Raw genomic sequence first — 16,187 nt, 5'->3', positions numbered from 1 at the left:
TTATATGCAAGCGTACACTTGCGCTTTTTTGATTCTTCTTAAGCATGGATTACAATTTTCTTTTAACAGCTTGATTTTGAATTTTCATTCAATTCTATGCGCTACGGAGGTGTCAGTATGACGGATATTACATTGATGACCTCTTGCCCTGCGCCTGCAAAAGTTTTGCCATCGCTAACGCTGCTTTCTCATCGCGTACGCGTGCTTGCAATGGAACCATCTAGCATGCTTAAAATGCCAGAAAACACCATTCTTCTTATTGATGCTAGAGAAGACTTATCTTTAGCAAAATCCCTATGTTCTCTTGTGCGCGCGTCTAATTTAACAATGTCTATTATTCTAATCCTTACAGAGGGCGGCTTTACTGTTGTAAACCCATCTTGGGGTGTTAGCGATGTTATGTTAACAACTGCTTCTCCTGCCGAAGTAGAAGGTAGACTGCGATTGGCCGCCAAAAAATCTGTTTCTACCGATTCTTCTTCTAGCTCTACTGTTGCCGATTCCACAAGCGTTGAGGTTAACAGCAACGGTCAAATGTGTTCTGGAGACTTGGTTGTAGACACGCAAAGTTACACAGTTAGCTTGCATGGAAAGCCTATTGATTTAGCGTATAAGGAGTTTGAACTACTAAAGTATTTTGTTCAGCATCCTCGTCGCGTTTTTACGCGTGCGCATTTGCTTCAAGAGGTTTGGGGCTACGATTACTACGGCGGAACTCGTACGGTTGACGTTCATATTCGTAGGCTTCGCGCAAAGTTGGGCGTTGAATACGAGCATGTTATTGGAACGGTTAGAAACGTTGGATATCGTTTTGATCCACTAGAGGCTCAAGTTGACGAAGTGGAAAATGACGATTACGCAGAAAACAGTAATCACGCGGAGGCTGGCGATTCGCGTGCCGAGGCTCCAAGCATCTCCAACGATTTAGACTAGGCTTATATTGGCTAAGATAGATAAAACAAACAAAACAAACAAAATAAATAAAATGCACGAAGAATATAGGATTTTGTGCCAAGAAATCCCAAATCCAAAGTGTGCATTAAATTTTACTAATCCGTTTGAGCTTTTAATCGCCACTGTTCTTAGCGCGCAAACAACCGATAAACGCGTAAACGTAGTGACCAGCGAGCTTTTTAAGGCCTATCCAACACCTGGCGATTTAGCCAAAGCGCAAATATTTAAAGTTCAAGAAATAATTCATTCGCTTGGATTTTATAGAGTAAAATCGCAGCATATTATTGAGCTTTCTCAAAAACTTGTTAAAGATTTTAATGGCGTTGTTCCAAACAATATGGCCGACCTTACAAAGCTTCCTGGCGTTGGTAGAAAAACTGCGAACGTTGTTTTAGGAAATGCTTTTAAGATTCCAGGATTTCCCGTAGACACTCACGTTATGCGAGTTACAGCAAGGCTTGGCTGGGTGAGTTATTCTAGCGCTAAGGCTAAAGATGCAGCGAAAATCGAGCGAGAAGTCACGGCTTGTTTTGCGCCAGAAGAATGGACGAATCTTTCTCATCGCCTTATTTTGCACGGAAGAATGTTTTGTACGGCTAGGAATCCTCGTTGTGCTGATTGCCCACTTAGGTTTTTGTGTGCCTCGGTGCGATTGTAGAGTGGCTTTACGCAAGGATTAATGGCCTCTAAATAAACTCTTTTAGAATATTCTTAGAATATTTTTAGACTATTTTGTGCATAAATTCGGTAAGCAAATTCAAGCTATGATATAAACTTTTAAGCATGTCTGAATTTGGAAGATACTCATCTGCTTCGCATGTGCGCAGTGCAAAATATGCGCATGGGCATAGAAGAGGGGCTAAACCCTGGGTTGTGTTTATTGTTTTAATCGGCATTCTATCTGCTGCAATTTGGGCTGGATGGCGATTTGTAGATGGAAGATCTTTAAGGTCTTTAATGCCAACAAACATTTTCCCAGCATCAAATTCAACTTTAACAATCGGATTACGCACAGCTCCAGCATCATTAGACATTAGAACAGATGATAGTGATTCCCTGCAGCAGGCGCTTTTAGAGAACGTTTACGAAACACTTGTAAAACGAGACGAAAACAATGCGTTGCATCCAGGGCTTGCGCAATCGTGGAGCGTTTCTGCCGACGGATTAAACTACAAGTTTAGGTTGCGTGGCGGAATCAAATTTGCTAATGGCGACCCAATGGATTCAAGCTCTGTCCTTAAATCGCTTCAGCAGGGCATTACAAAAGGATATCCTGGCTACGAAAAGCTAACAAATATTACAAGCGTATCTAATTCTGGCCCGAGCGTTTTAAATATTGCACTAAAAACTCCAGACCCACTTTTGCCAAGGAGATTAGCTGGCAGAGCTGGAATTGTTTACAACACAAACATTTTTGTTAACTACGCTTCCGACGCTATTGGAACTGGCCCATTTACCGCAAAGGGTTACAACAAAGGCGGTGATCTTGTTCTTGTTCGAAACAACAAATATTGGGCAGGGCCTTCTGGTTGCGAAAGCATAACTCTTAAGTATTTTAACGACGACACATCTTTGGCAAATGCTGTTAAAGATGGCAGCGTGCAAATGGCAATTCCACTAGACGGAAATGAAAACAAGCGCATGGCTGCAATGCCAAACACTAAGCTTGTTGAAGGCAAAAGCACAAGATTAAGAATGTTTGCTTTTAACACGGGAATGTCATCTATGTTCTGCGATCAACAAATTCGTAGAGCTGCAAGGCACGTAATTGAGCCTAATGTTATTCTTGCTTCCGATCCTTTTGGAGGCCAGCTTGTTGGCGGGCCAATCGACCCTATGTCTCCTGGGTATGAAGATTTTAGTAACACATATCCTCATGATGTTAAAAAAGCCTATGGTATGTACCACTACTTTGCTGCAGGATATTTGCGCGGAATCACAATGCTTGTTCCAACTGGAATGGCTAGCGTTTGCGATCAAATGGCAAAAAACCTAAGCTATGCAGGTGGATTCCCAGTAAAGCTAGAAGAATTAGACCAGAGCGTAATCGATCAGCGAATTCGCGAAGGTAACTACGATTTAGCTCTTACTTGGACTAATCACACTCTTGACTCTGGAATGTATGCGGACACTAAGTCCAACTATTTGTTCCAAGACCATGAGTCGCAAAAGTATTTTGCAGACGCAATGAAGTCTACAAGCCCGCAAGAGTACGAAGCAAACATTAAAAAGTATGCTAAGGAATTGTGCGATTACGCCGTTTCTGGGTGGCTGTACGCAAGAAATAGCGTTGTTGTTGCTAAGAATAATGTGAGCGGATACCCTACAAACATGACCGACCAGCTACTTCCTTTGCACGACGTGACTGTTAAGTAGTGCTGGCTTGTGCTGTATTAGTGGGTTGGCATAGTGCCGTGTTACACTGCGATGTCTCGCTAAGTTTCTAATATTCAGTTCATGAGTGAACAGGATAATACAGTAAAACACGCACATTTAACACCATTGCCTAATAAGGTTGGTGTTGATGGTCTTGAAGACAAATGGCGTAGCAATTGGGACGAAGCTAAGACTTACGCGTTCCACAATTCTCGCGACCGCAAGGCCGTGTATTCAATCGATACACCACCTCCAACAGTTAGTGGCCACTTGCACGTTGGCCACGTATTTTCTTATACGCATACAGATGTGATTGCACGATATAAGCGCATGAAAGGCTTTGACGTGTTCTACCCAATGGGTTGGGACGATAACGGCTTGCCAACAGAGCGCCGCGTACAAAACTATTACGGCGTGCGAGTAGACACTTCGCTTAAGTATGACCCTGATTTTAAGCCGCCATTTGAAGGCACAGAAGGCAAGAAGATTGAAGCAAAAGATCAGGTTCCTGTAAGCCGCCAGAACTTTATCGAGCTTTGCGAGCGCCTAACTTCCCAAGATGAGAAGCTTTTTGAAGCTTTGTGGCGTAGGCTTGGTCTTTCTGTTGATTGGTCGCAGACCTACCACACGATTGGTGAGCAGCCTCGCCGAGTTGCGCAAAAAGCATTCCTTCGTAATCTTGCTCGCGGAGAAGCCTATCAAAAGGATGCTCCAGGCTTGTGGGATGTTACTTTCCAGACTGCTGTTGCTCAGGCAGAGCTTGAAGCGCGCGAATACCCTGGTTTTTATCATAAGATTGCGTTCCGTTTTGAAGATGGCACGCCAATCTACATTGAAACTACGCGACCAGAATTGCTTGCAGCTTGCACATCTTTGATTGCGCACCCAGACGATGAGCGTTACAAGAAGTATTTTGGCAAGGAAGTTTACTCGCCGCTGTTTAAGGTGAAGGTACCAATTTTGGCTCATCCTGCCGCGCAAATGGACAAGGGTGCTGGCATTGCAATGTGCTGCACTTTTGGTGACGTAACCGACGTTGAGTGGTGGCGCGACTTGAGTTTGCCAACTCGACCAATTATTCAGCGTAACGGCCGCATTGTTATGACTACTCCTGATTGGATTACGGACGAGTCTGGCCGCGAAATGTTTGAGAAAATTGCTGGCAAAACCACGTTCTCTGCTCGCAAGGAAGTTGTTGAAGCCTTGCAAGCTGCTGGAGATATGGATGGCGAACCAAAGCCAACAAAGCGTATGACGAACTTCTACGAAAAGGGCGATAAGCCTTTGGAAATCGTCACTTCTCGCCAGTGGTACTTAAAGAACGGCGGCACGGACGAAAAGCTGAACGCTGAGCTTATTGAGCGCGGCAAGGAACTTAACTTCCACCCAGACTTTATGCGCGTGCGCTACGAGAATTGGGTTCACGGCTTGAATGGCGACTGGCTTATTTCTCGCCAGCGCTTCTTTGGTGTTCCATTCCCACTTTGGTACCCAGTAAACGAAAATGGTGAAGTGGATTATGAGCATCCTTTGACGCCTAGCGAAGACCGTTTGCCAATCGACCCAACTATTGACGTTCCAGAAGGATTTGATGAATCGCAGCGAGACCAGCCAAATGGTTTTACTGCTGAGCAAGACATTATGGACACTTGGGCTACATCTTCCTTAACTCCACAAATTGTGACTCGTTGGGAAGAGCCAGGCGAAGAAAATCAAGCTTTGTTTAAGGCCACTTTCCCAATGGATTTGCGCCCACAAGGCCAGGATATTATTCGTACTTGGCTGTTTAGTACGGTTGACCGCGCGCATCTTGAAAACGGCTGCTTACCTTGGAAGCACGCTGCGCTTTCTGGATGGATCTTGGACCCAGACCACAAGAAGATGTCTAAATCTAAGGGCAACGTGGTTGTGCCAAACAAGCCAATTGAAGAGTTTGGTGCGGATGCTGTGCGCTACTGGGCAACTTCTGCAAAACTTGGCTTGGATGCAACTTACGACGAAGGCCAAATGAAGATTGGGCGTCGCCTTGCGATTAAGCTTTTGAATGCAACGAAGTTTGCGCTCGCAATCGGCCGTGAAGATGAGGAACATCAGGTTCTTGAGCCTGCTAGCGCAGACTGGAATTTTGCAGACGTTACGGAAGTTTTGGATCGCTCTGTTATGGCAAAGCTCGCATCCGTTATTCGTACCGCAACTGATGCGCTTGAATCTTACGAGCATTCCAAGGCTTTGGAAGCAATCGAAACCTTCTTCTGGGAGTTCTGTGACGATTACATTGAGCTTGCTAAGAATCGTGCTTACGGTACTGCAGAATCCACTGGACGCACTCCAAGCGAAGCTGCTGTAAAGTCTGCTCGCACAACTCTTGGTCTTGCGCTCGACGCTTTGGCTCGCTTGCTTGCTCCTTACTTGCCTTACGCTACGGAAGAAGTATGGAGCTGGATGCACGAAGGCGAAGGCTCTGTGCATCGCGCTAGCTGGCCATGCGCTAAGGCGTATGAGGCTGCTGCAAACGGCGTTTCTGCAGACACTTTGGCTTACGCGGGTGAGGCTTTGGCTACTTTGCGAAAGATTAAGTCTGAAGCAAAAGTTTCTATGAAGACTCCTATTTTGCAAGTGACTTTGAACGTAGCAGAAAATGCTTATAAGGCTGTTGAGGAGACTTTGGATGACGTTGCCGAAGCGGGACGCGTTACTGGAGAAGTGAAGCTTAACGCTGTTAAGGCTGCAGATGATGGCGATTCTTCTGAATCTGAATCTGCGGAATCTGATGCAACTAACGTAAACGTTTCTGTTGCTCAAAGCGAACTCGGCGAAGCTCCTGCAAAAAAGAAGTAGTTTGCAAGTAATCGAAAATAATTAATCGCAAAACAAAATGCGCTGGAAGTCAATCTTCGACTCCAGCGCTTTTTGTGTATTTAATCGCGAAGCATCGTCACTTGCTATAAATTCTGCTGCGATGATCAATATCTACAACAAAAACGGTCAGTACATTATTTTCAATTGCACAAATTATTCTATAATCCCTTACTCTATATCTCCAAAACCCCGAATAGTTGCCAGTTAGCGCTTTGCCTCTGACTCGAGGATTGTCGAGATTGCTAATTTCGCGAAGTTCCTTAACGATTTGCTTAGCGATTGTTTTGTCAATTTTCCCTAGCTGTTTTTCAGCCCTTTTAGATAAATTAATCTTCCAAGTCAAGGCGCTTCACCACGTCGTCGAGCGGAGATGTTTCTAATTCTCCACGTTTGTATGCTTCAATATCTGCCATTAGTCCATATTCATGTTCAAGTTCATCGATTTGAGCTTCTAGCGCTTGATTCATGTAAAATGAACGAGTGCGGTGAGTGGTTTTAGCGAGCTGATCATAACGATCTAAAACGTTAGACGGTACTCTTAATCCTGTAATTGTTGCAGCCATTTCTAATCTCCATTGTAAAACATGTAAAACATATATTACCTTATATGCAGAATAACGCAATCCAATACGTTATAATCGCGAAGCATCGCGCGGTAACGCTAGACTGTAAACCATGAATCCAGAAAGCTTAAGTGAATTAATTGAAAAAATTGCTAAAGATTTAGTAGCAAGCGGTAAAGCCGGCAGTCTAACAGAAGATTTGATTCCTGCTGCCGAAAAACTTGCAGTTATGAGGCCAAAAGATCGCGCACACGGCGATTGGGCTACAAACGTTGCTATGCAACTCGCTAAAAAAGCAGGTATGAAGCCTCACGATTTAGCTGAACTTTTTGCCGAGCGTTTGCAAGAAGCAGAAGGTATTGCGCGCGTAGAAGTGGCAGGCCCTGGCTTTATTAACATAACGCTTGATTCTGCTTCTGCAGCGGCTGTTGTTGACGAGGTCTTAAATCAGGGTGCTGATTTTGGCAAGAATACGCATTTGAGTGGCAAAACTTTAAATCTTGAGTTTGTTTCCGCAAATCCAACTGGCCCAATCCACATTGGTGGCACGCGCTGGGCAGCAGTTGGCGATTCTATGGCTCGAGTTTTGCAGGCAAATGGCGCAAAAGTTGTGCGCGAATACTACTTCAACGATCACGGCGAGCAAATCAACCGTTTTGCAAAGTCTTTAGTTGCTGCAGCTCATGGCGAAGAAGCGCCTGCAGACGGCTACAAAGGCGCGTATATTAACGAAATTGCGGACGCTGTTATAAAAGAAGCGAATGCGGACGGTGTTGACGTTCTTTCTTTGCCGCGAATCGATCTTGGAAAAGATGAAGAAGGCTTGCCACTTGGCGAAGGCGATTCCGAGCAGCGCGAAGAATTCCGCAAGCGCGCAGTTCCAATGATGTTTGCAGAAATTCGTAAGTCAATGCGCGATTTTCGCGTTAGCTTTGATGTGTGGTTCCACGAAAACAGCTTGTACGAAGATGGCGAAGTTGAGCGTGCTATTGCAGACTTGCGTGAACGTGGAGATATTTTCGAAAAAGACGGCGCAACTTGGTTTGAGTCCACTAAGCACGGCGACGATAAGGATCGCGTAATTATTAAGTCCGACGGTAATTACGCCTATTTTGCTGCCGATATTGCGTACTATCGCAATAAGCGTCATCGCGAACAGAATCCTGCAGACGTAGCAATCTACATGCTTGGCGCGGATCATCACGGCTATATTGGCCGAATGATGGCAATGTGCGCGGCTTTTGGAGACAAGCCAGGCGAAAACATGCAGATTCTTATTGGTCAGCTTGTAAACGTTATGAAAGATGGCAAGCCAGTTCGCATGAGCAAGCGCGCTGGAAACGTTATTACTATTGACGATTTAGTTGATGCAATTGGCGTTGATGCTTCTCGCTACTCGCTTGCGCGCACCGACTACAACACAAGCGTTGACATTGATTTGGATTTGCTTGCTTCTCACAGCAACGATAATCCTGTGTACTATGTGCAATATGCTCACGCGCGTAGCTGCAATGTGGCTCGCAATGCTGCAGACGCTGGAATTACACAAGATGGCGCTGATTTAAGCTTGCTTAATACCGAGGCAGATGGCGAAGTGTTGGCTGCTTTGGCGCAATGGCCTGCAGCTTTGGCACAAGCTGGCGATTTGCGCGCTCCACACAGAGTTGCGCATTATCTTGAGGATTTGGCTGCAAGCTACCACAAGTGGTACAACCTTGAGCGCGTAGTGCCAATGGAGTTAAGCGACCCAGAAAATCGCTTGCCAGAAGCAGAGCGTGAGGCGACTCGCATTGCAAAGTGCCCAGAGCCAGCACGCGCTGCAGCTCGACTTAAGCTTAACGCGGCTGTGCGCACGGTAATCGCCTCTGGACTTGATTTGCTAGGCGTTAGTGCGCCAGAAAAAATGTAGTTTTTGCTATTATTGCGCATTTGCTTTTTATTTAGGACGTTAGTTTTTACGCTAGCGTCCTTTTATTTTTGCAAAAAGACACGCGCGGATTATAAATTTTTCCGATTAAGTACATGCGATTTATTAATATACCCCCTAATATTATTTTTCGGTTTCAGTTTTGTTATTAAATGCGTTAAATAATATGCTTAAACAATTTTTCACCATATAGGAGGTGTAGCATGAGCGTCACAACACAAAGTGTCAGCACAGACAGTGCCCCGAAAAAAAGGAACTTGACAATTATTGAGTCCGCATACGTGGCGGTCATGTTGTTTGGCATGTTCTTTGGCGCTGGAAACCTTATTTTCCCAGTATTCCTTGGTGCTAACGCAGGAAACAATTCTGCGCCTGCAGCATTAGGCTTTATTGTTACTGGCGTTGGTTTGCCATTGTTAGGTGTTACTGCTCTTGCAATGAGCCGCGCAAATGGTCTTTTTGAGCTTTCAAGCAAAGCTAGCAAAAAATACGGCATGTTCTTCACTTGTGTGCTGTATTTAACAATCGGCCCGTTCTTTGCAATTCCGCGCTGTGCAACAACTTCATACACTGTTGGATTGGAGCGAATTATTCCGCAAGACGGAAACGGACAACTGTACTTGTTCTTGTTCTCTGTAGTGTTCTTTGCGCTCGCGTTCTTCTTTGCTATGAAACCAAGCGGCATACTTACATGGGTTGGTAAAGTTCTTACGCCAATCTTCCTTGTGTTCCTAGCGGTTTTGGTATTTACTGCACTATTTTCTCCTATAAGCGGCGCTTCTTCGGATGCTGCTCCTATAGGAAATTATGTTAATAAGTCATTCTTTACAGGATTCTTAGATGGCTACAACACAATGGATGCTTTAGCTAGCTTGGCATTTGGAATTGTGGTTGTTAGCACCATTCGTCAGTTTGGCGTAAAAGACCCTAAAGATGTGGCAGTAAATACTGCTCGCTCTGGATTCTTTAGCTGCTTGCTTATGGCAGTGATTTACGTTGCGATTGTTGTTGTTGGTGTGCGTAGCCGCGCGCTATTCCCACCTGCGGAAAATGGTGGCGTAACTTTGGCGCAAGTTGCACGTTATCACCTTGGAAACGTTGGCCTATTTGTACTTGCTGCAACTGTAACTCTTGCATGCTTAAAGACTGCGGTTGGCTTAATCGTAAGCTGCTCGGAAACCTTCTCTAAGCTATTCCCTAAGGGTCCTAGCTACAGAGTTTGGTCTGTATTGATTACGCTTGTTTCGTTTGGTCTTGCAAACTTTGGTTTGAGCGCAATCATTGAATACGCGGTTCCAGTATTAATGTTCTTGTATCCGCTTTCAATCGTACTGATTCTTTTGGCTTTGTGCGGTCGACTTTTTGGAAATTCCAAAGTCGTGTACGCTTGGACGCTTGGTTTTACTGGTGTTGCAGCTGTATTTGACTTTTTGAATAGTTTGCCAACAGCTTTGCGCAATGCATTGCATATAAACGATATGTTGATTGTTGCTCAAAACTGGTTGCCGTTCTCGGAATTTGGCATGGCTTGGGTTTGCCCTGCAGTTGTTGGATTTGTTGTTGGCTATGTTCGCATGGTTCTATGCGACAACAAAGGTATGGAAGAGGTGGCTCGTGCAGCTTCTGGCCCAGATCTTGAAGGTAGCGTTGCTAGTAGCGATGACTATTCTTCAAACAGCTCTGAGTTTGACGAGCCTAATTTTGGCAATCAATCCTAGTGACTAATTCACAACTAGTTGTATAGATAGTTGCAATAATAATAATCGCCATATTACTGCTCGTATGAGCTGGATATGGCGATTTTTGTAATTTGCGATTCTCGAGTTGAAACTTGCGATTAGAAGTTGGCTGCCTAGAGCTTCTACCAAAGTTTAAAATTAAAAAAATGAATAGTTGGCGTGCTGTTTAGAGCATTTATTACGAAAATAAATGTTATAAACAGTGCATCAATAAAGGAGGAACTCATATGTCCAAAGCAAAAAAAGAGATAATTGAAGCAAAGGGATTTGCTATTCAGATTTATACTGAAGATTTTAAAAATGACTATATAAGTCTTACGGATATTGCTAGGTATAAAAATGTGCATGAACCTAAAGACGTTGTTAAAAATTGGCTAAGAGTAAGAGACACAATTGAATTCATTGGTCTCTGGGAAACTATTCACAATCCTAATTTTAAAGGGGTCGAATTCGACTCCTTTAGAAAGGAAGCGGGAACAAATGCGTTTACCTTATCTCCTCAAAGATGGATTGAAAAGACAAACGCAATAGGTATTGTTTCTAAATCTGGGCGAGGAGGAGGAACATTTGCTCATAGCGATATAGCAATGGAATTTGCCTCATGGATTTCACCAGAATTTAAGCTGTATATTATTCAAGACTACAAAAGACTTAAGTCGGATGAAAATTCTAAGCTATCATTAGGTTGGAATCTTAATCGAGAAATTTCAAAGATTAACTACAAAATTCATACGGACGCAATTAAAGAGTATCTATTAAAAGATCTTACCAACGAACAGTTGTCTTACAAGTATGCAAGTGAAGCAGATATGCTAAATGTAGCCTTGTTTAACAAAAGAGCTAAACAGTGGCGTGAAGAAAATCCAGATCTAAAAGGTAATATGAGAGATTATGCAAGTTTGAATGAGTTGTTGGTGCTTGCAAATATGGAAAGCTATAATGCAGTTCTTATTGGTAAAGGTGTGGACCAAAAAGAAAGAATGATTGAACTTAGAAAGCTTGCCAGAACACAATTAATGTCACTGCAAAAACTTGGTGATAGTGGCATTAAAAAATTGGAAGGAAGCATCAAGTAATTTTTGCCTATTGCACTGATTTAATAAAAGTTGTAAATACGCATTTATTTTAAAAGGACGCATTAAAATCTTCGCTGAAGGATGCTAAAACACTATAAATAGATTTAATAAAAATGCGTATTTACAACATTTGAATAAATTTGAATTTGTACAAATGACAAATTTGCTGAGGAACTTTTACAGATAGCACTTAATTATTCAGATAAGGTTAAAGTTTCAGGATTCCTATAAATATTTTCAGAGTTTAGAGAAATAGTTTCAGAATTCAAGGGCAAGGTTTCATTATATCCAACACGTAATGAAGCTATAATAAATAATCGCCATATTACTGCTCGTATGAGCTGGATATGGCGATTTTTGTATAAAACTTATTTCTGCTTTGATGGATAGTAAGAATCCAAGAGACTATTGGTATCGTGTAAAAAAGCGCATGAGTGAGGAAGAAAAAAGTGAGTTGTCGACATTTTGTCGACGACTCAAACTTGCATCGTCGGACGGGAAAAAATATGAGACAGACACTGCTGACATGCAAGGAATTTTGCGCATTATTCAATCAATACCATCTCCTAAAGCTGAACCATTCAAAATGTGGTTAGCAACGGTTGGCAAAGAGACTGAATGATTTAGGTGATTAAAGCAAAAGCCTACCGCGCTTGTTTGCGGTAGGCTTTTGTTTAGGTTTTTGATGTGATTATTTACGATTTGCTACGTGCGGCTTACGATTCTCGACTTGCGATTTGCAATTAGAAGTTAGCTGCCTACGTGGGGACGAATTGTCCCCTGGTGTTTATTGGTGATAGCTTGCATGGTTTGAGGTTGCTTGAGAAAACGCATGCAGAAAAGATTGATGTGATTTAAATAGACTGGTAAACAACGAATATAGAATAAATAAAGGCTAGTCAACATGGAATTTATCTTGTATAATCAGTGCGTTAAAAAGTTATGCATAAAAGGTTGACAAGCCGTGAAAAGACTGACAAAATCCTCGACAGACAGACAGACAGACAGACAGACAGACAGACAGACAGACAGACAGACAGACAGACAGACAGACAGACAGACAGCATAATTCTGTCTCTTTTCACATAGAATTTTTTAATAGGCAGGAATGCATACCTGGTGGGTAGGTATGTGTTTCTGCCTATTTTTATGCGATTTTTCAAAACATTAATATAAGTAATTTAAACATGTGAAGAAATGTAAGAATAATAAATGGAGTTGAAATGAAAATTAGAATGAAAGGAATAATGGGATTATTCCTTGCTCTAGCAGTGAGTATAGGTTGCCTGTCTTTAAATCCAATAGCTAGCTATGCAAATGACGCGGGCACTACTTTTAATATCAATGATAGTAGTGTAAATATAACACAAAGCGGTACTTATACGATTAAGGGAACGGGTCATGCAACGTCAAATACGATTAGTGTGACAGGAAGTAATATCAAGGCTAAGATTATCCTAAAAAATGTAAACATTGATGTATCTAATCAGGATGAACAACAGGCTTTTCTTGCAAAAAATAATGATCAATCTAATGTTCATTTAACGATAATACTAGAAGGAACAAATTCGTTGAAGTCAGGTGACCATCGGGCTGGGTTAACATGGAACAATTCTGATAATAATTCAACGTTAGAAATCGAGGGGGATGGTTCTCTAACCGCAACAGGCGGGTGGTCAGGAGCAGGCATTGGCGGTGGTTATGGTGGTTCAAGTGAAAACATCAAAATCACTGGTGGAACCGTAACTGCAACAGGCGGAACTTTTGGTGCTGGCATTGGTGGTGGTGGAGGGGATTCAGGGAAAAACATCAAAATCACTGGTGGAACCGTAACCGCAACAGGCGGGTGGGCAGGAGCAGGCATTGGCGGTGGTGATGCTGATTCAGGAAGAAACATTACAATCACTGGTGGAACCGTCAAGGCAAGCAGTATCAGTGTAACGCCGACCGATGGCAAGGGTAATAACGTCTATCTTTTTAAACTGAAAAATCAGGACGGTGTGAATGAGGTAACTGTGGACAGTGGCACAGGAAATGCAAAAACATTCACAAGAGCAGGCAATCATCCTGGCGGAGATACCGCATTTTATCTGTATCTGACAGGAAAAGACCATGACCTTGATACTTCTAAAAAGAAATATAAGGCAGAATGGAATAATACTACGAATACATTTACTACTAAATTTGACCCGAATGATGTAAAAAGTATGACGGTAACAACACAGCCTTCAAAGTTGAGTTACACGGAGGATGACCCACTAGATTTATCTGGGCTTGTTGTCACGTTAACTGATGATCAGGGCAAAACAAAGGAAGTGAAACCTACTGACTTTACGGCTAATAATATCAATGCAGATCCTGAGAATGGAGCAGTATTAAAGCTAGGCCATAATGAAAAGCCTGTTACCTTAAAGAGAGGAAACTTGACTGCAACTACAGATGCGTTACAGGTGAAGCAGAGAGTGTTTGACCCAACTCGTGTAACGTCTAGGACAATCACACACCAGCCTAAGTTGAGTTATACGGAGGGAGAGAGGCTAGATTTAACGGGGCTTGTTGTAACGTTAACAGATTATCAAGGCTTAAGAAAAGAGGTGCCATTTGCGCAATTTGAAAGATATGGAATCAATGCATATCCTGCAGATAAAACATTTTTAAAAGTAGCAGACCACAATGGGAAACCTGTTAAATTAGTAATTTATAGGCCTGGAACGGGGATTCAAAGCTGGTCGGCACAAGCAGGCGTATTAAAGGTAAAAAATAAGTTTGACCCAACTCATGTAACGTCTATGACAGTCAAACACCGGCCTAGTAAGTTGAGTTATACGGAGGGAGAAAACCTAGATTTAACTGGGCTTGTTGTAACGTTAAAGGATGCTAAGGAGGCGACGAAAGACGTGACTCCTGCAGAATTTGAAGCGAATGGCATCAAGGCAACTCCTGAGAATGGTGCAAAACTAGCATTAACTGATAATACGAAGAAAGTTAAATTAACTAAAGATGGTGTGCCATCTGTTGAAACTGAAAAGCTGACGGTGAATAAGCTTAACCCAACGTCTATGAGTGTGACGAGCCAGCCTAATAAGTTGAGTTACACTGAGGGTGAAAACTTGGCTTTAGATGGTCTTGTTGTAACGTTAAAGGATGATAATGGCGTGACGAAGACCGTGGAGCCTAAAGACTTTGAAGCTAATGGGATTAAGGCAACTCCTGAAAATGGTGCAAAACTAGAGTTAACTGATGGTGGAAAGCCTGTTAAGTTAACGAGAGGAAACTTGACTGCAGATACAAGTGCTTTGAAGGTAGCGAAGTTGAACCCAACATCTATGACGGTAACAAGCCAGCCTTCAAAGTTGAATTATACGGAGGGAGAGAAACTAGATTTAACTGGTCTTGTTGTAACGTTGACAGATGATAATGGCAAAACAAAGGAAGTGAAACCTGCTGACTTTACGGCTAATAACATCAAGGCAACTCCTGAAAATGGAACAGAACTGAAGGTAGCAGACCATAATGGAAAGCCTGTTACCTTAACAAGAGGAAACTTGACTGCAACTACAGGTGCGTTACAGGTGAAGGCGAGGGTGTTTGACCCAAGTGCTGGTGCTGGTTCTAGTACTGGTATGAACGATGATGCGCCTGCTACTTTGGATAATGGCGAGTTGAATATTCAGATTGATAGTGCTGAAAGTGATTATAAGCCTGGCTATGCTGGAGATGGAGCTGGTAACGCAAACGCTGGTAACGCTGGTAACGCAAACGCTGGCTCAGCTCCAGAAGTTAAGCAGTCGGATGCGGCCGTTAAGCAGTCGGCGGATACATTAGCTTTGGCGCAGGCTCAGGTGGATGCTGCTACACGCAGACTTGCAGATGCTCGTAAGTCGCAGTCTGAGGCACCGGCTCCTAAGTCGCAGCATGAAGCACCAGCTCCTAAGCCGCAGCGTGAAAAGCGTATTGGTATGATTCCTAAGAAAGGCGAATCAGCATCATTTGCAGGCTTGATTGCATTGTATGCAGGCTTGATTGCAGTGCTTGGATTCTCGATTGCGGGACTTGCATTTTTTGTAAGAAGAAAATGATGGAAGAAAACATCAAGTAATTTTTGCTGATTGCACTAACATCTATTGGGTATAGCAAAAGCCTACCGTTTGTTTGCGGTAGGCTTTTTGGTTAGGGTTTTGACGCGATTTTATGCGATTCGCGACTAGAAGTTAGTTGCCTCATGGGGACAAATTGTCCCCAGCTCGTAGGTTTGCGATTAGAAGTTGCCGCCGTTCCAACCCCAGTCCGTGGTTGCTGTGTAGCGAATGTAAGTGCGATCCTGTGGCACTCCAAGTTCGCTCTGCAAAGCTGCCATAATCTGCTCAGTCAATTTTTCCCAAGCAGACCCTGGCACGCTAGAACCAAAAACGTTCACTTCAACGTAGGCTGCAGGCTTGGAATTGTCTCCCGCAAAATAAATCGGCATATTGTCTTCAAATGGGCACATAAGCCAATGCTCGCTTTTGCCTGGAACCGCGCTAATCGCCTTGCCGTACGCTGCTTTTAAGGCATCGCGCTGAGCAGGTGTTGTGCTTACAGAAACGTGAGTGTGAATAACTGGCATAATCGCTCCTTTGCTAATTTTTATAAATTTGCTAAGTTCTATAAACTTGTGTTACGCAATAATTATAGTAAATTGTTAGCCTCCGCG

The 16,187-nt window shown here is 43.1% G+C and carries 12 protein-coding genes; 9 read left to right on the top strand and 3 right to left on the bottom strand.

Annotated elements, in window-relative coordinates:
- Positions 1–117 precede the first annotated feature (117 nt).
- From QP420_RS00240 to valS, 4 genes are all read left to right on the top strand, one after another.
- Positions 118–933, top strand: coding sequence for a winged helix-turn-helix domain-containing protein (locus QP420_RS00240; protein WP_060787109.1), 816 nt, complete (start codon positions 118–120; stop codon positions 931–933).
- Between the two features lie 52 nt (positions 934–985).
- A complete protein-coding gene (gene nth / locus QP420_RS00235; protein WP_481616253.1) occupies positions 986–1,612 on the top strand; it encodes an endonuclease III in 627 nt (208 codons plus the stop codon).
- Positions 1,613–1,737: 125 nt separating this feature from the next.
- A complete protein-coding gene (locus tag QP420_RS00230; protein WP_060787110.1) occupies positions 1,738–3,330 on the top strand; it encodes an ABC transporter substrate-binding protein in 1,593 nt (530 codons plus the stop codon).
- A gap of 81 nt (positions 3,331–3,411) precedes the next feature.
- Entirely contained in the window at positions 3,412–6,168 is a 2,757-nt protein-coding gene (valS, locus tag QP420_RS00225) for a valine--tRNA ligase (RefSeq protein ID WP_481616252.1), read from the top strand.
- A 97-nt stretch (positions 6,169–6,265) separates the two neighbouring features.
- Here the strand turns inward: valS and QP420_RS00220 are convergent, their stop codons facing one another.
- Both QP420_RS00220 and relB read right to left on the bottom strand, forming a co-directional pair.
- The gene (locus tag QP420_RS00220; protein ID WP_415688889.1) at positions 6,266–6,532 is read right to left on the bottom strand and encodes a type II toxin-antitoxin system RelE family toxin; all 267 of its coding nucleotides are present in this window, start codon (positions 6,530–6,532) and stop codon (positions 6,266–6,268) included.
- The gene (relB, locus tag QP420_RS00215) at positions 6,516–6,752 is read right to left on the bottom strand and encodes a type II toxin-antitoxin system RelB family antitoxin (RefSeq protein ID WP_115794039.1); all 237 of its coding nucleotides are present in this window, start codon (positions 6,750–6,752) and stop codon (positions 6,516–6,518) included. Before relB ends, QP420_RS00220 begins: the two co-directional genes overlap by 17 nt.
- A 112-nt stretch (positions 6,753–6,864) precedes the next feature.
- Between relB and argS the strand changes: the two genes are divergently transcribed.
- The 5 genes from argS to QP420_RS00190 all read left to right on the top strand — a co-directional run bounded on the left by argS (position 6,865) and on the right by QP420_RS00190 (position 15,573).
- Positions 6,865–8,661 carry an arginine--tRNA ligase gene (argS, locus tag QP420_RS00210; protein ID WP_481616251.1) on the top strand — a complete coding sequence of 599 codons (1,797 nt, stop codon included), beginning with the start codon at positions 6,865–6,867 and terminating at the stop codon, positions 8,659–8,661.
- 221 nt (positions 8,662–8,882) lie between these two features.
- Positions 8,883–10,397 (top strand): branched-chain amino acid transport system II carrier protein, encoded by a 1,515-nt coding sequence (brnQ, locus tag QP420_RS00205; RefSeq protein WP_481616250.1) that lies wholly within the window; start codon positions 8,883–8,885, stop codon positions 10,395–10,397.
- Positions 10,398–10,645: 248 nt separating this feature from the next.
- Positions 10,646–11,494, top strand: coding sequence for a KilA-N domain-containing protein (locus QP420_RS00200; RefSeq protein ID WP_481616249.1), 849 nt, complete (start codon positions 10,646–10,648; stop codon positions 11,492–11,494).
- Positions 11,495–11,855: 361 nt separating this feature from the next.
- Entirely contained in the window at positions 11,856–12,116 is a 261-nt protein-coding gene (locus QP420_RS00195) for a BRO family protein (RefSeq protein WP_481616344.1), read from the top strand.
- 601 nt (positions 12,117–12,717) lie between these two features.
- Entirely contained in the window at positions 12,718–15,573 is a 2,856-nt protein-coding gene (locus QP420_RS00190; protein ID WP_481616248.1) for a bacterial Ig-like domain-containing protein, read from the top strand.
- A 179-nt stretch (positions 15,574–15,752) separates the two neighbouring features.
- On the opposite strand, the gene QP420_RS00185 is transcribed toward QP420_RS00190, so the two are convergent.
- Positions 15,753–16,100 carry a phenylpyruvate tautomerase MIF-related protein gene (locus QP420_RS00185; RefSeq protein WP_415695602.1) on the bottom strand — a complete coding sequence of 116 codons (348 nt, stop codon included), beginning with the start codon at positions 16,098–16,100 and terminating at the stop codon, positions 15,753–15,755.
- Positions 16,101–16,187 lie beyond the last annotated feature (87 nt).

This window comes from Bifidobacterium sp. UMB1197, assembly GCF_030217745.1.
In the GTDB taxonomy this organism is placed as follows: domain Bacteria; phylum Actinomycetota; class Actinomycetes; order Actinomycetales; family Bifidobacteriaceae; genus Bifidobacterium; species Bifidobacterium vaginale_B.
Note: the sequence above shows the minus strand (reverse complement) of the source record. Positions and strands in the feature narration are given on the sequence as shown.